The 17,084-nt window shown below is 73.0% G+C and carries 16 protein-coding genes and 2 tRNA genes; 13 read left to right on the forward strand and 5 right to left on the reverse strand.

What is annotated here, in order from left to right; translation table 11 throughout:
* Positions 1-99: 99 nt before the first annotated feature.
* From BMY89_RS00590 to arfB, 6 genes are all read left to right on the forward strand, one after another.
* Positions 100-1,152 (forward strand): AAA family ATPase, encoded by a 1,053-nt coding sequence (locus tag BMY89_RS00590; RefSeq protein WP_092373496.1) that lies wholly within the window; start codon positions 100-102, stop codon positions 1,150-1,152.
* A 26-nt stretch (positions 1,153-1,178) separates the two neighbouring features.
* On the forward strand, positions 1,179-2,171 hold the full coding sequence (locus BMY89_RS00595; protein ID WP_175510281.1) for a DUF58 domain-containing protein: 993 nt from the start codon (positions 1,179-1,181) through the stop codon (positions 2,169-2,171).
* Positions 2,168-3,127, forward strand: a complete 960-nt coding sequence (locus BMY89_RS00600; RefSeq protein WP_092373499.1) for a VWA domain-containing protein — start codon at positions 2,168-2,170, stop codon at positions 3,125-3,127. The genes BMY89_RS00595 and BMY89_RS00600 overlap by 4 nt, the downstream gene beginning before the upstream one ends.
* A 71-nt stretch (positions 3,128-3,198) precedes the next feature.
* Entirely contained in the window at positions 3,199-4,062 is an 864-nt protein-coding gene (locus BMY89_RS00605) for a S1C family serine protease (protein ID WP_092373501.1), read from the forward strand.
* A 109-nt stretch (positions 4,063-4,171) separates the two neighbouring features.
* Positions 4,172-4,465 carry a hypothetical protein gene (locus BMY89_RS00610; RefSeq protein ID WP_092373503.1) on the forward strand — a complete coding sequence of 98 codons (294 nt, stop codon included), beginning with the start codon at positions 4,172-4,174 and terminating at the stop codon, positions 4,463-4,465.
* Between the two features lie 9 nt (positions 4,466-4,474).
* Entirely contained in the window at positions 4,475-4,900 is a 426-nt protein-coding gene (gene arfB, locus BMY89_RS00615) for an alternative ribosome rescue aminoacyl-tRNA hydrolase ArfB (protein ID WP_092373505.1), read from the forward strand.
* Positions 4,901-4,946: 46 nt separating this feature from the next.
* Here the strand turns inward: arfB and BMY89_RS00620 are convergent, their stop codons facing one another.
* Both BMY89_RS00620 and BMY89_RS00625 read right to left on the reverse strand, forming a co-directional pair.
* Positions 4,947-5,840, reverse strand: coding sequence for a 3-methyladenine DNA glycosylase (locus tag BMY89_RS00620; protein WP_092373507.1), 894 nt, complete (start codon positions 5,838-5,840; stop codon positions 4,947-4,949).
* Between the two features lie 117 nt (positions 5,841-5,957).
* Complete coding sequence (locus BMY89_RS00625) at positions 5,958-7,325, reverse strand: hypothetical protein (protein ID WP_092373509.1); 1,368 nt, start codon at positions 7,323-7,325, stop codon at positions 5,958-5,960.
* A gap of 135 nt (positions 7,326-7,460) precedes the next feature.
* On the opposite strand from BMY89_RS00625, the gene BMY89_RS00630 reads away from it, so the two are divergent.
* The 3 genes from BMY89_RS00630 to BMY89_RS00640 all read left to right on the forward strand — a co-directional run bounded on the left by BMY89_RS00630 (position 7,461) and on the right by BMY89_RS00640 (position 8,642).
* Positions 7,461-8,264, forward strand: coding sequence for a fumarylacetoacetate hydrolase family protein (locus BMY89_RS00630; protein WP_092373511.1), 804 nt, complete (start codon positions 7,461-7,463; stop codon positions 8,262-8,264).
* A gap of 97 nt (positions 8,265-8,361) precedes the next feature.
* Positions 8,362-8,433: transfer RNA gene (locus BMY89_RS00635), tRNA-Gln, on the forward strand.
* 136 nt (positions 8,434-8,569) lie between these two features.
* Positions 8,570-8,642: transfer RNA gene (locus BMY89_RS00640), tRNA-Glu, on the forward strand.
* Positions 8,643-8,839: 197 nt separating this feature from the next.
* On the opposite strand, the gene BMY89_RS00645 is transcribed toward BMY89_RS00640, so the two are convergent.
* Positions 8,840-9,526: an IclR family transcriptional regulator gene (locus tag BMY89_RS00645; RefSeq protein ID WP_092373513.1), complete on the reverse strand. Its 687-nt coding sequence runs from the start codon at positions 9,524-9,526 to the stop codon at positions 8,840-8,842.
* Positions 9,527-9,575: 49 nt separating this feature from the next.
* Between BMY89_RS00645 and leuC the strand changes: the two genes are divergently transcribed.
* The 4 genes from leuC to BMY89_RS00665 all read left to right on the forward strand — a co-directional run bounded on the left by leuC (position 9,576) and on the right by BMY89_RS00665 (position 14,605).
* Complete coding sequence (gene leuC, locus BMY89_RS00650) at positions 9,576-11,021, forward strand: 3-isopropylmalate dehydratase large subunit (protein ID WP_092373515.1); 1,446 nt, start codon at positions 9,576-9,578, stop codon at positions 11,019-11,021.
* Positions 11,022-11,035: 14 nt separating this feature from the next.
* A complete protein-coding gene (gene leuD / locus BMY89_RS00655) occupies positions 11,036-11,623 on the forward strand; it encodes a 3-isopropylmalate dehydratase small subunit (protein WP_092373517.1) in 588 nt (195 codons plus the stop codon).
* Positions 11,624-11,795: 172 nt separating this feature from the next.
* Positions 11,796-12,443: an HU family DNA-binding protein gene (locus tag BMY89_RS00660; protein WP_175510282.1), complete on the forward strand. Its 648-nt coding sequence runs from the start codon at positions 11,796-11,798 to the stop codon at positions 12,441-12,443.
* A 152-nt stretch (positions 12,444-12,595) separates the two neighbouring features.
* Positions 12,596-14,605, forward strand: a complete 2,010-nt coding sequence (locus BMY89_RS00665; RefSeq protein WP_092373521.1) for an endonuclease/exonuclease/phosphatase family protein — start codon at positions 12,596-12,598, stop codon at positions 14,603-14,605.
* A 60-nt stretch (positions 14,606-14,665) separates the two neighbouring features.
* On the opposite strand, the gene BMY89_RS00670 is transcribed toward BMY89_RS00665, so the two are convergent.
* Positions 14,666-15,535, reverse strand: coding sequence for an NUDIX hydrolase (locus BMY89_RS00670; protein ID WP_092373523.1), 870 nt, complete (start codon positions 15,533-15,535; stop codon positions 14,666-14,668).
* Positions 15,532-17,067 (reverse strand): CYTH and CHAD domain-containing protein, encoded by a 1,536-nt coding sequence (locus BMY89_RS00675; protein ID WP_092373525.1) that lies wholly within the window; start codon positions 17,065-17,067, stop codon positions 15,532-15,534. The genes BMY89_RS00670 and BMY89_RS00675 overlap by 4 nt, the downstream gene beginning before the upstream one ends.
* Positions 17,068-17,084 lie beyond the last annotated feature (17 nt).

Below are 17,084 nucleotides of genomic sequence, written 5' to 3' on the forward strand. Positions count from 1 at the left end.
GCGGCGGTCCACGCGCTAACGCCGCCAGCGCGCTGTCTGGGCCGCCGAGGGACGGAAATTCCGACGTTTGTCCGACGGTCGCCTCGGGAAGCAAGCACCGTGACGGACATCTCGGACACCATGGCCAGCGTGCCCAGCCCGGTCGATCCCGACGCGACCGCGGCCGAGCTGGACCAGACACTCTACGAGGTCAAACGCGTGATCGTCGGGCAGGATCGGCTCGTCGAACGCCTCCTCACCGCGCTGGTCGCCGACGGACACTGCCTGCTGGAGGGCGTACCCGGGGTGGCGAAGACCCTCGCCGCGCAGACCCTCGCGACGGTGGTCGGTGGCACCTTCTCCCGCATCCAGTTCACCCCCGACCTCGTTCCCTCCGACATCGTCGGCACCCGGATCTACCGCGCGTCGAAGGAGAGCTTCGACGTGGAACTGGGCCCGATCATGGCGAACCTGGTACTGGCGGACGAGATCAACCGCGCACCGGCGAAGGTGCAGTCGGCGCTGCTGGAGGCGATGGCCGAGCGCCAGGTGTCGATCGGCGGGCGCAGTCACCGGGTACCGGAGCCGTTCCTCGTGCTGGCCACCCAGAACCCCATCGAGTCCGAGGGGGTCTACCAGCTGCCCGAGGCGCAACGGGACCGCTTCCTCATGAAGATCGTCGTCGGCTATCCGGGCGGCGACGACGAGCTGGCCATCCTCTACCGGATGAGCGCCGACCGTCCCACGGCGCACCGGGTGCTCGACCCGGAGCGGCTGCGCGAGCTGCAACGCCGGGCCAGGCAGGTCTTCGTCCACCACGCCATCGCCGAGTACGTGGTCCGGCTCATCCTCGCCACCCGCGAGCCGGGCCGGTTCGGAGTGCCGGAGATCGGGCCGCTGCTCGCCTACGGTGCCAGTCCGCGTGCCACCCTGGGCCTGGTCGCCGCCGCCCGCGCGCAGGCCCTGTTGCGGGGCCGGGAGTACGTCCTGCCCGACGACGTCCGGGAGCTGTCGGTGGACGTGCTGGCGCACCGGCTGGTGCTCTCCTTCGACGCGGTCGCCGACGGGGTGAGCGCCGAGTGGGTCGTCCAACGGCTGGTCGAGGCGGTTCCGCCGCCCCGGGTGGCGACGACCGGGCACGTCGGATACCCGACCGACCTGGTGGTCGCCTGATGGGGCGCCGCAGCACACGGGCGTCCCTGGCACCGGACCCGACGTTGACCGACCTCACCCCCGACCAGCGGCTGCGTCAGCTGGAGCTCACCGTGACCCGACGCCTCGACGGCCTGCTGCAGGGTGAGCGCCGCGGCCTGCTGCCCGGCCCGGGCAGCGAACCCGCGGGCAGCCGCGAGTACCGGCCCGGTGAGGACGAGGTACGCCGGATGGACTGGTCGGTCACCGCCCGTACCGCCGTGGCGCACGTGCGGGAGGTGGACGCCGACCGGGAGCTGACCACCTGGCTGCTGGTCGACGCCAGCCCCAGCATGGAGTACGGCACCGCGGAGTTGGACAAGCGTGAGTTGGCGGTGGCGGCGGTCGCCACCATCGGCTTCCTCACCGCCGGGCCGGGCAACCGGCTCGGCGCGCAGGTCCTCACGCCGTACGGGCTGCACCGGGTGCCGGCCCGGGGCGGGCGCAACCACCTGTTCGGGCTGCTGCGCGCGCTGCTGGCCGCGCCGCGCAGCGGTGACGACACGGAGGCCGCGCCGCGCGCCGTGACGGACGGAGCCGATCTGGCCGACGCGCTCGCGGCGGTGCACCGGGTGGCCAACCGGCGTGGTCTGGTGGTGGTGGTCTCCGACTTCCTCGACGGACTGCCCGACGAGCCAGGGCTCCCCGCCCGCTGGGAACGCCCGCTGCGTCGGCTGGCCGTGCGGCACCAGGTGCTCGCGGTCGAGATCACCGATCCGCGCGAGCTGGAACTGCCGGACGTCGGCCTGATCACGCTCGCCGATCCGGAGACCGGCGGGTGCCGCGAGGTGTGGACCGGTGACCGCCGCTTGCGCGAGCGGTACGCGGCGGCCGCGGCGGCCCAGCGCGACGAGGTGCGGCACTCGCTGCGGCGGTGCGGTGCCACCCACCTGGCGCTGCGCACCGACCGGGACTGGGCGGTCGACATCGTGCGGCACGTGCACGCGCAGCGGCGGCTGGCCACCGCCTCGGGCTCGCCGCGTCGGGGAGGTGCCGCGTGATCTGGGAGTCGCCCGTCCGGCTCTGGCTGCTCTTCGGCGTGGCGGCCCTGGCCGTGGCGTACCTCGTGGCGCAGCGACGCCGCAGCCGGTACGCCGTCCGGTTCACCAATCTGCGGCTGCTCGACCGGGTGGCGCCCCGGCGCCCGACCTGGCGTCGTCATCTGCCGGCGGGCCTCTTCCTGGCCATGCTGGCCCTGCTGGTCGTCGGCTTCGCCCGGCCCACCGCCGAGGTGCGGGTACCCCGGGAACGGGCCACCGTGATGGTGGCGGTGGACGTCTCCACCTCGATGCTCGCCACCGACGTCGATCCGGACCGGCTCAGCGCGGCCAAGCGCGCCGCCGGACGGTTCGTCGACGGCCTGCCTGGAGAGTTCAACGTCGGGTTGGTGGCATTCGCGGGCAGCGCCGCGGTGCTGGTGCCACCGAGCACCGACCGGGAGGCGCTGCACGACGGGATCGAGCGCCTCGCCGAGGGGGTGACCGGTGTGCAGGGCACCGCGATCGGCGAGGCCATCAACACCTCGCTGGGAGCGGTGAAGGCCCTGGACGAGCAGGCCGCGACCCAGCCGCCACCGGCCCGCATCATCCTGCTCTCCGACGGGGCGAACACCTCGGGCATGGAACCGATGGAGGCAGCCGCCGACGCCGTCGCCTTCGAGGTGCCGGTGCACACCATCTCGTTCGGCACGCCGAGCGGCTTCGTCGACCGTGGCGGGCGGCCGATCCAGGTGCCGGTGGACGGGGAGACGTTGCAGGCCGTCGCCGAGGAGACCGGAGGCGGCTTCCACGAGGCGGGCACGAGCGACGAACTGCACGCCGTCTACGACGACATCGGCAGCTCGGTGGGGTGGCGCAAGGTGCGGCAGGACGTCTCGGCGCGGTTCATCGGGATCGGGCTGGTCTTCGCGATGGGTGCGGCGTTCGGCTCGGTGCGGTGGTTCTCCCGCCTGCCCTGACCTGGTTCGGACCGGGACAACCGATCCACAGCGGCGGCCGGCGGCGGCCGCGAAGTGAGGAGCGTACCTAGATGGCAGTGCAGACCGGACTGGGCGAGCCGCGTGGTCCCTTCTTCGTCTCGCCGGACCTGGATCCGGACGGACGGGGTGGGTCGGACGGCGGATCGGGTGCACGGGACCAGGCGGCCTGGGGTTGGCGCCGCCGGTTGCTGGCGGGGCTGGCCGTGGTGGCACTCTCCACCGGGTCGGGAGCGCTGGCCGGCGGCTGGGTGGCCGGGCGCGACGGCGTCCCGGGCCCGGCCGCCGCGTCGGCCGCACCGGTGCCGGCCGAGTTGGTGACGGCCGCCGAGAAGACGGTGCCCGGCGTGGTGTCGGTGCTGGTCGGTGGGGCCGGTGGCGGGTCGGCGAGCGGTTCCGGCTTCGCGGTGGACGCCGAGCAGCACATCATCACCAACGACCACATCCTGGCCAGGGGGCGTGCCGGGCCGGTGACGGTGGAGTTGCCGGACGGCCGGCGGTTCGCGGCGGAGGTGGTGGGTCGGGAGCCGGGCAGCGATCTCGCGGTGCTCAAGGTGCCGCCGTCGGCGGGTCTGGCGCCGTTGCCGCTGGCCCGGCCGGGGTCGACCCGGGTGGGCGAGCCGGTGCTGGCCGTCGGCTCGCCACTGGGGCTGCCCGGCACGGTAACCGCCGGCATCGTCAGCGCGCTCGATCGGCAGGTGCGGCTCGGTGACAACCGGCACCGTGCGGTGCAGACCGATGCCTCGATCAACCCGGGCAACTCCGGCGGACCGCTGGTCAACGCGCGGGGCGAGGTGGTGGGGGTGAACACGGCGATCGCCACCATCGACGGCAACGGTTCCATCGGCATCGGCTTCGCCATCCCGATCGAACAGGTGCAGCAGACCGCCGACACGATCATCGGCAAGGGTGGGTGAGTTACGCAGAGTTGCTGTCCGATTACCAGGAGATGGGGCGAACTGTCGGATTCCGGCGGCCGGTGATCGGAGAATGGAAATACGACGCTGGGTATGGATACTGGCGTGGGTGGAGCGTCCTCTCATCGCGGTCCTCCTGCTGGTGGGCCTCATCATCGGAAGTGGCGTCGGCTCGTCGTACGCGCGCGCCCGACGTGGTTGGAACGACTACCAGGCGGCGAAGAAGACCGTGCCGGGCGCACGTCACGCCGCGTGGTTACTGATCAAGGTGGTCACCACGAAGATCGGCGTGATCGCCCTGCTGCTGATCGGCGCGGTCGCGTACGCCGCCGCCGATTCAGACGAGGGGTCGCCGGCGACGCCGAATCCGAGCACCTCTCCCGACGAACGGCCCGCACGCTAGCCTCAAAGGGTGGACGACGGACTGCGGGTGACCGACCGGTGGGTGGTTCCCGCCGCCGAGTTGCGGGAGCGCTTCTCCCGGTCGTCCGGGCCGGGTGGACAGGGAGTCAACACCACCGACTCCCGGGTCGAGCTGAGCTTCGACGTGGCCGGCTCGCCGAGCCTCCCCGAGTCGCTGCGCGCCCGGTTGCTGGACCGGCTCGCCGGGCGCCTGGTCGACGGGGTGCTGACCATCGCCGCGAGTGAGCACCGGGCGCAGTTGGCCAACCGCGAGGCGGCCCGGGAGCGGCTGCTCTCGCTGCTGCGCGCGGCGGTGGCCCCGCCGCCTCCGCCGCGCCGTCCGACCCGACCGTCGCGGGGAGCCAAGGAACGACGGTTGGCCGAGAAGAAGCGTCGCGCCCAGCGCAAGCGCGACCGCCGGGTGGACGGCGAGTAGCCGCGGAATCGACGGTGCCGGCCCCGGCCCACGCATCCGCTCGGATCTACGCCCCCGCCCTGGCTGCCGGCTCCGGCTCGTCGAGCAACGTGGCGCAGACGCCGATCAGCCGGGCTCGCAGTTCGCCGGCCCGCTGCGCGAACTCACGTTGACGCGCCACGTACTCGGCCTTGCCCTCCGGAGTCTCGATGGCCACCGCCGGTTCACCGTAGGAGGAGAAGTCGTACGGGGACGCCTGCATGTCGAGCAGCCGGATGTCCCGGGCCAGCTCGAAGCAGTCGAGGGCCAGGTCTCCGGGGACGGCGGGGCCCAGCTTGGTGGCCCACTTGTGGCAGTCCATCGAGGCGTGCAGGCAGCCCGGCTGGTCGAGCTCCACCTGGCTGGCTCTGGTGGGTTGCAGGCGGTTGAGGCCGACGGCGGCGGGGGTGAAGAACCGGAACGCGTCGAAGTGCGTGCAGCGGATCTGGTGCGAGTCGACCACCGCGTCGGTGCCGGCCTGCCCGAGGCGTAGGGGCAGTGGATGGCGGTGCTCACGTTGGCGGTACACCATCGCCCACTCGTGCAGCCCGAAGCAGCCGGTGAAGGCCGGTCGGGATGCGATCGCGGAGAGCAGCCGGTGGATGAAGCGCACCGAGTCGGCCCGGTCGGCGAGGAACGCGGCGCTGTCGAGCCGCACCGCCCCGTCCGGGTCCGTCGCGTACCACCGCCACTGCCGATGCGGGGCGGAGCCGTCGGGTCCGGGCTGAAGGTCGACGCCGACGCCCGGGTGCCAACGGCGCAGCACCGCAGGTCTGGTGCCGTAGTAGTCGTACAGGAAATCGTCGATGGCGTGACGTTCCCGCGTGGCCTTGCGGGCACGGTGGCCGGCGGTGAGGGAGTCGGCGCGCTGCTGGTGGGCCTCCAACAGGCAGCGCCAGGTCGTCGCGGGAAGGCTGGTCACCGACCCGCACCCGCCGCGCGGGCCTGCCGGCCGGCCGCCCGGGCCCGCCGGTCGGCCGCGGCGGGGGCGAGGAGAGCGGTCACCAGCCAAGGGTACGGCCGCCGGCCCGGCCGCCCGTCAGGGCACGTCCACCCGCACCCCGGCGGAGAAGACCCCGCTGCGCAGCTCCAGCCGCTGCGGCGTCTCGCGCCCGTTGATCGTGAAGACCAGCGGCAGCACCATGCGGCTGCCGGCCGCCATCGGCTGGGCGAACACGTCCCGTCCCTGGTTCGCCCGGCGGGTGGCCTGCTCGTCGGTGGTGACCCAGTTGCCGTTCGCCAGGTACGCCCGCTGCAGCTTGCCGTGCCAGCTCTGGTTCTCCCGGGTCAGATTGCGTACCCCGAGAGTCGTCTGGCACTGCCGCGCGTTGCGGCCCGGCTCGCACGTCATCCGGTAGACGGTGAACTCGAACGCGTCCTCGCGCAGCGGCATACCCAGCTCGCCGCTGACCCCGGTGCCCTTCCAGGCCCCGCTGGTGGGCTGGCTGTCGGTGTCGATCGCGGTGACCTGCTGGGTGGCGGACCACGCGGCCGCACCGACCGTGCCGGCGAGCACTGTCGCGGCGACCGGCACCACCACCCACACCGGCGGCTTGCGACGCCGGGCCGGCGGGCGGGGAGCGGCCGGACGGGGATAGATCGTGCCCGGCCCGTCCGAGGAGAGCGCGGCGGCCACCGGGCGGTGGCGGCGTCGCCAGGCGAGCAGTCCCACGACGCCGAGCACCAGCACCGCGACCACGCCGGCGAGCAGCGCGGGCAACTGGCGACGCCAACCCGTCGGCTCCTGCGACTCGGCCGCGACGCCCCCCGGCCCCGTCCAGGTGGCGGTCGCGCAGTCGTACGGCCGCTGGCCGTCGCTGGAGAAGGCGCACGCCGGTGCGGTGACCGGCTGCTGGGTCGCGGCGGTGGTGAGCGTGGTGCCCAGCGTGGTGGTGCTGCGCGGCGGTAGCTTCAGGCGCCAGGTCACCTCGGTCGCCGCCGAGCCCCCGGGGCGCGTCTCCCGACCTCCGTCGCTGATCGCGGTCGCGGAGAGCCCCTGCGGCAACTCCTGGCGCACGGTGGTGTCCACCGGGGCATTGCCCCGGTTGTGGACCTTGATGCGGTACCCGGGTTCAGCGGTGTTGTCCGGCATGACCGCGACGCTGACCTCCGGCTTGGCGGCCGGCGAGGCGACCCGCGTCGGGGTGGGCACCGCCGGCGGTGCCGCCGGCATGCTGGGATCGGTTGTGGCCGCCGTCACGGGCCGCCCCGCCGCCGGGGCGGCTGCTACCGGCCGTGCCGTTGCCGGGGCGGCTGCTACGGGCCGTGCCGTTGCCGGGGCGGCGGCCGCTACGGGCCGTTGCGCCTCCGGAGCGCCGGCCGCCGGCAGTATCGGCAGGGCGGTGAGCAGACCGACGCAGTGCACGATCGCCGCGAGGGTCCTGTGGTGTCGTCTCGATGCAGGCATACCAACGAACCTCCGACGCCGACGCTAGGCGCGGCCGCGCGACGTGCGGGTACGAAGCGGTGAATCCGGCCCGGGAGGTGACCGTCACGGGTAAGGTACGCCCGGCCCGGCTGCCGACGGGACTAGATTGGCCTGGTGCGTATCGCTCGTTTCGCTCATGCCAAGGGAATGTCGTTCGGCGTCGTCGAGGGGGAACCGGAGGCGGGCCCGCAGGGGCTCACCATCGCGGAGATCTCCGGCCACCCGTTCGGCCAGATCACGTTCAGCGGTGTCCGCTGGGCGTTGTCCGACGTCCGGCTGCTCTCGCCGATCCTGCCCAGCAAGGTGGTCTGCGTCGGCCGAAACTACGCCGAACACGCCACCGAGCACGGCAACGAGGTGCCGAAGGAGCCGCTGCTCTTCCTCAAGCCCTCCACCTCCGTCATCGGCCCCCGGGACGCGATCCGGCTGCCGGAGTTCAGCAAGCAGGTCGAGCACGAGGCCGAGCTGGCGGTGGTGATCGGTGCGCCAGGTGCCCGCCGGGCGGACCGGGCCGCGGCCGAACGGGCCATCTTCGGCTACACCTGCGCCAACGATGTCACCGCCCGCGACCTGCAACGCTCCGACAGCCAGTGGACCCGGGCCAAGGGGTTCGACTCGTTCTGCCCGATCGGTCCGTGGATCACCACCGGGCTCGACGTCACCGACCTGGAGATCCGCTGCGAGGTGGGGCGCGACCCGGAGGAGCTGGAGGTCCGTCAGCTGGGTCGTACCCGGGACATGGTCTTCGACGTCCCGGCACTTGTGTCGTACGTCTCGCACGTGATGACGTTGCTGCCCGGGGACATCGTGTTGACCGGCACTCCGGCGGGGGTTAGCCCGCTCCTGGACGGGGATACGGTGAGCGTCCGGATCGAGGGGATCGGCGAGTTGATCAACCCGGTCGTGTCTGCGTCCTGAGCCCTGTTTTCGCAGCTCATGAGCGTTTTGGGGAAGTCGATTTGGCCTGTCGGTGCCGGGGAGGGTAAAGTTCGACCTCGGCGCCGCAAGGGGCCATTGGGGTATGGGGTAATTGGCAGCCCAACTGATTCTGGTTCAGTTAGTCTAGGTTCGAGTCCTGGTACCCCAGCGCAGCCGAGATTCGTCAAGAATCGAGGTCGCTGGATTCTGGTGGAGTTCGGCACCGATGCACCGCGAGGGGCCCGGTCACGAGATCTGATAGAGTTCAGCGGCACCGCCTGACAGGGCGGTGCCGCAAAAGTTCTGGCCCCGTCGTCTAGTGGCCCAGGACGCCGCCCTCTCAAGGCGGTAGCGCCGGTTCGAATCCGGTCGGGGCTACAACTCAGGTACGGCTCGTTCCGCTCACGCGGAGCGAGCCGTTTCCCTTTTCGCCCACCAATTCCACCGCCGACCCACCCCAGTCCCTGTTGATCAAGAAGTTTCAGCCTCAGCCATCGTCGTGTCGCGGCCAAAACCTCTTGATCAACTCGGTGGGCGGTGGGGTGGGTGGGGGTGGTGGGTGGTGGGGGTGGGGGTTAGAGGCCGGAGAGGCGTTGGCCGGCGCGGACGACGGCCATGGCGTGGCGTTCGCCGGGGCGGCGGCCCAGGCGCTCGATGGGGCCGGAGATGCTGATCGCGGCGATGACGCGGCCGGTGCGGTCGCGGATCGGGGCCGAGACGCTCGCCACACCGGCTTCGCGTTCGGCGACGCTCTGCGCCCAGCCCCGGCGGCGTACCTCGGCGAGGGTGCGGCCGGTGAACTTGGACCGCGGCAGCAGCGGCATCACCGCCTCGGGCGGCTCCCAGGCGAGCAGGATCTGCGCCGCCGAGCCGGCGATCATCGGCAGCACCGAACCCACCGGCACGGTGTCCCGCAGCCCGCTGGCCCGCTCGGCGGCGGCCACGCAGATCCGTTCGTCCGCCCGCCGCAGGTAGAGCTGGGCGCTCTCGCCGGTGGCGTCCCGCAGCGCGGCCAGCAGGGGCTCGGCCGCGGTCAGCAGCACGTCCGGCGCCGCGTTCGCCAGCTCACCGAGGCGCGGGCCGGGACGCCAGCGACCCTGGGTGTCCCGGACCAGCATCCGGTGGATCTCCAGCGCCTGCGCCAACCGGTGCGCGGTGGCCCGGGGCAGCTTGGTGCGTTCAACGAGTTCGGCCAGGCTGGCGCCGTCGACACAGGCGGCCAGGATGACCACCGCCTTGTCGAGAACGCCGACACCGCTCATACTGTGTCCCACAAGCCGAAACTTACCTCCCAGAATTTAGGATGTCCAGATGGTGGGAGTCACTCCTGAGTCGAGGACCCTGGCCGAGAAGGTCTGGGACGCGCACGTCGTCCGGTCCGCCGATGGTGAGCCCGATCTGCTCTTCATCGACCTGCACCTGCTGCACGAGGTGACCAGTCCGCAGGCGTTCGACGGGCTGCGCATGGCCGACCGCCGGGTGCGCCGCACCGATCTCACGCTCGCGACCGAGGATCACAACACCCCGACCGGGTACGCCGATCCCTCGTTCCAGCAGCGTCGTGGCGACCTGCTCACCATCGCCGACCCGACCTCCCGCATCCAGATCGAGACGCTGCGGCGCAACTGCGCAGAGTTCGGCGTGAAGCTGCACCCGCTCGGCGACGCCGACCAGGGGATCGTGCACGTCATCGGCCCGCAGCTCGGCCTCACCCAGCCCGGCATGACGATCGTCTGCGGCGACTCGCACACCGCCACCCATGGCGCGTTCGGCGCCCTGGCGTTCGGCATCGGCACCAGTGAGGTCGAGCACGTGCTCGCCACTCAGACGTTGCCGCAGGGCCGGCCGAAGACCATGGCCGTCACCGTCGACGGCCAGTTGGGCCCCGGCGTCACCGCGAAGGACCTGGTGCTCGCCCTGATCGCCAAGGTCGGCACCGGCGGCGGCCGTGGGCACATCGTGGAGTACCGGGGTGAGGCGATCCGGGCGCTGTCCATGGAGGGCCGGATGACCATCGCCAACATGTCCATCGAGTGGGGTGCCAAGGCCGGCATGATCGCGCCGGACGAGACCACCTTCGCGTACCTCAAGGGGCGGCCGAACGCCCCCACGGGGGCCGACTGGGACGCGGCGGTGGCGTACTGGCGGACGCTGCCCACCGACGAGGGCGCGACCTTCGACGCCGAGGTGACCCTGGACGCCGCCGAGATCACCCCCTTCGTCACCTGGGGCACCAACCCCGGCCAGGGCGCGCCGCTGAGCGCGGCCGTGCCGGACCCGGACGAGTTCGTCACCGAGCCGGAGCGGGCCGCCGCCCGCCGGGCCCTGGAGTACATGGACCTGCATCCCGGCACGGCGCTGCGCGACCTCGCCGTCGACGTGGTCTTCGTCGGCTCGTGCACCAACGGGCGCCTCGAAGACCTGCGCGCCGCCGCCGACGTGCTGCGCGGCCACACGGTCGCCGACGGGGTACGCATGCTGGTGGTGCCCGGCTCGGCCGCCGTGCGCGAGGCCGCCGAGGCCGAAGGGCTCGACAAGGTCTTCGTCGACGCCGGCGCCGAGTGGCGCTTCGCCGGTTGCTCCATGTGCCTGGGCATGAACCCGGACACGCTCTCCCCCGGGCAGCGCGCCGCCTCCACCTCCAACCGCAACTTCGAGGGCCGCCAGGGCCGGGGTGGCCGCACCCACCTGGTCAGCCCGCCGGTGGCCGCCGCCACCGCCGTCGTCGGCCGGCTGGCCGCCCCGGCCGACCTGTAGAAGGGCTGCGACAGATGGACAAGTTCACCGTGCACGCCGGCACCGCGCTGCCGCTGCGTCGGTCCGACGTGGACACCGATCAGATCATCCCCGCCGTGTACCTCAAGCGGGTGACCCGCACCGGATTCGCCGACGGACTGTTCAGCGCATGGCGCGAGGACCCGCGATTCGTGCTCAACGATCAGGCGTATGCGGGTGCGTCGATTCTGGTGGCCGGTCCCGAGTTCGGCACCGGGTCGTCGCGGGAGCACGCCGTGTGGGCGCTGCGTGACTTCGGCTTCCGGGCGGTGATCTCGCCGCGCTTCGGTGACATCTTCCGCGGCAACGCCCTCAAGGAAGGGCTGCTTCCGGTCGAGCTGGAATTGAAAGCCGTCGAAGAAATCTGGGACCTGGTCGAGTCGGACCCGACCACCCGGGTCACCGTCGACCTGACCGCTCGGGAGGTCCGGGCCGGCGACGCCACCTGGTCGTTCCCGCTCGACGACTTCAGCCGGTGGCGGCTGATGGAGGGCTTGGACGACATTGGACTCACCCTCCGGCACGAGGCGCAGATCAGCGTCTTCGAGGCAGCTCGGCCGGCCTTCCTGCCCCGGGTCGGGTAGCCGTTCGCCGCGTCCCGTAGCCGATTTCGCCCCCACCGGTGCCACCGGTGGGGGCGAATCCGTTACGACACAAGGGCTTTTTTCCACCGAATGTTTGTGTCCCGGCAGCACAGGGCATACGGTGCGCGCAGAATGGCTCGCGTCGAGTCAGTTGCACAATCAGGAGGAAGTCGTGAACAAGGCCGAGCTCATCGAGGCGCTCGCCGTTCGCCTGGGGGACCGGAAAACGGCGACGGCCGCGCTCGACGCGGTCCTCGCTGAGGTCCAGGCGGCGGTCACCAAGGGCGAGAAAGTGGCGATCACCGGTTTCGGGGCGTTCGAGAAGCGCGTACGGGGCGCGCGAACAGCCCGGAACCCGCGTACGGGGGAGGCGGTGAAGGTCAAGAAGACCTCGGTGCCGAGCTTCCGCCCGGGCGCCGGGTTCAAGGAGATGGTGGCCAGCGGCAAGGTGCCGAAGGCCACGGCTGCGGCGAAGAAGACCGCCACGGCCAGCACCCGAACCACCGGCGCGAAGGCGACCGGTGCCAAGGCGACCACCGCGAAGAAGACGACCGCGGCAAAGAGCACCGCAGCAAAGAAGACGACCGCCGCCAGCAAGACGACGGCGGCCAAGAAGACCACCGCCAGCAAGGCAACGGCGGCCAAGTCGACCGCAGCGGCCAAGAAGACCGCCACGAAGAAGGCCGCACCGGCGAAGAAGACCGCCGCGGCGACCAAGGCAACGGCGGCCAAGAAGACCGCGACGGCGAAGAAGACCGCGGCGGCCAAGAAGGCTCCGGCGAAGAAGGCGCCGGCCAAGAAGACCGCGACCCGGCGCTGAGCCGGTCGTACGGAGAGGGCGTCCGCCGTCACGGCGGGCGCCCTCGCCATGTCCGGCACACCGACATCCCGCCCCCGCCGCCGCGGAATCGTTGACCGGCGCCGGGCACGGCGCTCAGAATCGCCGCACCACCCCTTGGCGAAAAGAGAACCGTGCTAAGCCAGCGTCGCCTCAGCACCGCCACCCTCGCGCTCGGCCTCGTCGTCCTGACCGACGTGCTCCGGGTCTTCCTGCCCTCGGTCATCACCATCTTCGGCCAGGCCGCCTCGACCCCGGCCGAGCTGCTCGGTGCGTTCGCGCTCGGCTGGTTCGTACTCGCGCTCGCCGCGCCCGCCCTCGTCGTGCGGATCGGCCCCCATCTCGTCGGTATCGCGGCGGCAGCGCTGCTCGGGGCCGCCCGCCTCGCCCTCACCGCCGCACCCGGCGGTCGCGCCCAACTCTGGCTGGCCACCGCCGGTCTGCTCGCCGGTCTGGTGTGGCTGGCCGCCACCGCCGCCCGGGTCGAACGTCCGGTACCCGGACTGGCGCTGGGTCTGACCGCCGGCGCGCTCGGCCATGCCCTGTTCGGCACGTACGACCCCCTCTGGTGGGGGCGCTGGGAGGCGTGGGCGGCCAGCCTCGCGCTGGTGGCGGCGCTGGTCGTCGCCGAGGCGACCCTCGCCCGCCGCGACGGATCGGCCGTGCGGGCCGGTAATCAGCCCGCTGTGGGCGGCCTGGCCTGGCTGCTGGCCGGGCCGGCGCTGCTGCTCGGCGGCATGGTCGCACTGTCACCGGCGGTCGCCAGCACCGCGATGTCGTTCTGGTACGGCGAGGCCGGCACCGCCGCACCGCCACCGTTCGCACTGGCACCCCTGGCGGTCGCGGCAGCGTTGTTCGTGCTTGCCGCGCTGATCCCGCTCGGCCGCCGGTGGCGTCCGCTGCCGCCGCTGCTGCTCGTCGGCGGGGCCGTGCTGTTCGGGTACGGACCGCCGACGCTGCTCACCTTCGCCATGCTGCTCACCGCGGCGGGCCTGGGCGGCTGCCTCGCCCTGGCCGGCGAGGTGCCGGTGGCGCAACGCCACGCCGGCCGGGTCCCGGCCCGACGGGCGTACGCGGCGGTCGGTGGGATGCTCGTCTTCGCCGTCGCCGCGGTGGTGTTCTACGCCGCCTACGACATCGGCTACCCCAACGGGTGGCTGCCGGCCGTGGTGGCAGCCCTGGTGGGGGTGGTCGCCCTGCGGGCCGTTAACGGGGCGGACGACCCCCGTGGGGCGTCGGAGGGGCCGCAGTCGTCGGCCCCGGCCCGGGTACCCCTGCGGGCCGTTAACGGGGCGGACGACCCCCGTGGGGCGTCGGAGGGGCCGCAGTCGTCGGCCCCGGCCCGGGTACCCCTGCGGCTGGCGGTCCTGGCCGCCCTCGTCGCCTTCCTCGCCGCCTGGGTGCACGGGCCGTGGCTGGTGTCGAGCAACCGGCACGGGCCGCCGGAACAGGTGCGGCTGGTGGCGTACAACATCAGGATGGGCTTCGGCCTGGACGGTCGCTTCGACCTGGCCGGCCTCGACCGGGCGGTCGGCGAGGCCGACGTGGTGGTGCTCAGCGAGGTCGACCGGGGCTGGTTGCTCAACGGCGGCCACGACACCCTGCACCTGCTCGCCGCCCGACTGGAGATGCCCTACGTCTTCGGGCCGGCCGCCGGCCCGCTCTGGGGCGACGCCGTACTCAGCCGCTGGCCGGTGCAGGGGGCGCGGACCCGCCCGTTGCCCGCGGTGGGCGCGCCCACCGGGGCGCAGGCGCTCGGCGTCACCATCGACTTCAGTGCGGGCGTACGCCTGGCCGTGGTGAGCACCCACCTGCAGCCACCGCCCGGCGCGGAGCCGGTGGTCCAGGCCCGGGCCGTCGCCGACTTCGCCGCCGGGTACGCCGACGGACTGCCGCTGGTGGTCGCCGGCGACTTCAACACCGAGCCGGGCGACCCGGCGTTCACCGCCCTCACCGACGCCGGACTGGTCGACGCCTTTGCGCCCGCCCGCCCACTGCCGACCAGCCCGGCCGACGACCCGCGGGAGCAGATCGACCACATCTTCGTCTCGCCCGACCTGGTCGCCACCGACCCTGTCGCGGTGCCGAGCACCGCCAGCGACCACCTGCCGGTCGCCGTCACCCTCACGCTACCGACCCGCTGAGGTGCCTCGGCATGGCGCTCGTGGGCTGCGTCGGGGGGCGCGTAACCCGGCCGGCAACGCCTAGAGGCGGTCGGCGGCGACGAGCCGGTCGCCGGTGAAGGCGAGCAGCCAACCGTCGCCCTTGTCGGTGGTGTAGTCGCCGGGCTGCCCGGCGAGCCGCTCCAGGGCACCCGGGATCACCTTGCCCTGGCTGCACACCGCCGCCGACTCACCGACGGTGGCCAGCTCGGCCAGTCGCGCCGCGGCGGCCAGGACGCACTCGTCGGGCTGCTGGCCAGCGAGCGGCTCGTCGAGGTCCCCGCACACCTCGATCGGCAGGTCCAGCGCCGCTGCCGCCGGATCCAGGGTCTGCACACACCGCCGCGGCGAGGCGGAGAGCAGCCGTTCCGGGCGGATCAGCCCGATCAGCGGCGCCAGCGCCTGCGCCTCGGACCAGCCGCGGGCGTCCAGTGGTCGTGCCGTGTCCGGGCCGGTCCAGGTCAGCCGCTTGCCGGCATGCCCGTGCCGGACCAGTACCAGCGTCGCGGTGACCCGCGGCAGTGCCGCGAACGCGGCGAGCACCTCGGCGTCGTGCGGATAGCTGACCAGGGCCACCGCCTCGTCCACGGCCAGCCAGCGCACGTCGTCGACCTCGGTGTCCGGCTGGAAGCCGCCGGTACCCGCCGCCCTCATCGACCAGTAGTCGACCACCTTGGGACGGCCCTCGCTGATGTACCGCGCGGGCGGCAGCCGCAGCTCGGGCACCGCCTGAACGTCGGCCTCCTCGGCGACCTCCCGGGCGGCGGCGATCAGCGGATGTTCCCCCGGCTCCAGCTTGCCCTTGGGCAGGGACCAGTCGCCGTACCGGGGGCGGTGCACCAGGCACACCTGGATCCCCGTCTGTGGCCCGGGCCGCCACACCACGCCGCCGGCGGCCCGGATCGTGGTCATGCCAGCCACCGGGTCCGCCGCCGCCGGCTGGCCCGCCGCCAGGCGTACGGGAAGTCGGCCCGTACCCGGCGAACCGCGGCGCGCTCGCGTTCCAGCAGCCGGCCGGCGGCCACGGCCAGTCGGTGGTCGGCGGGTCGAGCCTCGGCCACCGCCCGCCAGGTCTGCGCCGCCACGGCCGCGTCCTGGTGCTCGCCCAACAGCTTCTGCACCTTGGCCAGCGCCCGGGCCAGCTTCGCCGCATCCCCGCCGAGCACCGGCGCGACCGCGGTCACCGCCGACCGGGCCTGCTTGCCCTGTTTGCGTACGGTGTGCCACTGCTCGTCGGGTCCGGCCGGGTCGAGCAGCGCGACGCCGCCCGGCTTCTTCGCCGTGCCGGCCAGGCGTCGCCACGGGCGGGCCACCAGCCGGGGCAGCACCCGGTTGGCCGGCGACTCCGCCCGGGGCGTGAGTCGCGGCGCCCGGGCGGCCAGCACCAGCGCGTCCACCAGGGCCAGATATCTCGGTGACCGCAGTGCCACGTCGACCTCGGCCAGGGCTTCGTCCTGCCAGCCGGCCAGCACGGCGTCCAGCCGCTCGACGGCATCCGGATCGACCGGGCTGACCGGGTCGGCGGTCGCGGTGCGCCGCAGCCGCTCGCGCAGCACCTCCGTGTCCCGGGCGGCTCCCAGCGAGTCCGCGAGCCACTTCAGCTCCCCGCGTAGCGGCCGGGCCCAGGCGGGTCGGACCAGCGGGCCGAAGGTCTTCAGGTCGCTGCGCAGCCGCCGGCAGGCCACCCGCATCTGGTGCACGGCGGTGTCGTCGTCGCCGACCGGGGCACGTAGCCGTACCAGCGGGTCGTGCGCCAGCAACCGACCCACCTCGCGGCGTACCGCCTCGGTGACCACCGCCGCGGCGCTGGGCTCGGCCGGCAGTTCGGTCGGGGCGACCAGGTCGGGTTCGGCGGTGGCCGGCCGGCCGAGCGCGCGTACGTGCTTCGGGGTGAAGTCGCCGCCGTGGGTGGCCCCGGCGTCGCACAGCAGCTCGGTGAGCCGGTCGAGCAGTTCGATGTCGCCCGCCTTGCGTTCCGCCTCCACCTCACGGAATCCGCGGGTGCTGGCGCCCTCGGCGTCGAGCACGGTGACCCGGTCGTCGACCACCTCGGCCAGCACGGTGCCGGCGCGGTCGAGGATCTCGTGACCGTGCCGGACGGTACGTACCACCGCCACCGGGGCGAGCTGCCCGCCCCGGTGGAAGACGGTGACCAGCTCGACCAGCTCCGCCGGTACCGCACCGGGCGCGCCGGTCCGGGAGATCTCGTGCCGGACGCCGGGGCTGTCGGTGGGCAGCTTCACCGTCCACGGCAACTCGTCACCCTCCCGATGGCGCAGCGAGACACCCGCCCGGGCCAGCCGCAGATCCACGGTGTCGTGGTAGGTGGCGACGAGGGTGGCCGGCGGCAGCGCGCGAAGGCTCCCGCCGGCCGGGGCGGCGGGGGAGAGGTCGGGCATGAGCCACCCGGGCTCCACCGTGAACTTCCGTTCCTCCTCGACCATCTGCTCAGCCTAGGCCC

The sequence above is a fragment of the Micromonospora phaseoli genome (genome assembly GCF_900109115.1).
Taxonomy (GTDB): domain Bacteria; phylum Actinomycetota; class Actinomycetes; order Mycobacteriales; family Micromonosporaceae; genus Micromonospora; species Micromonospora phaseoli.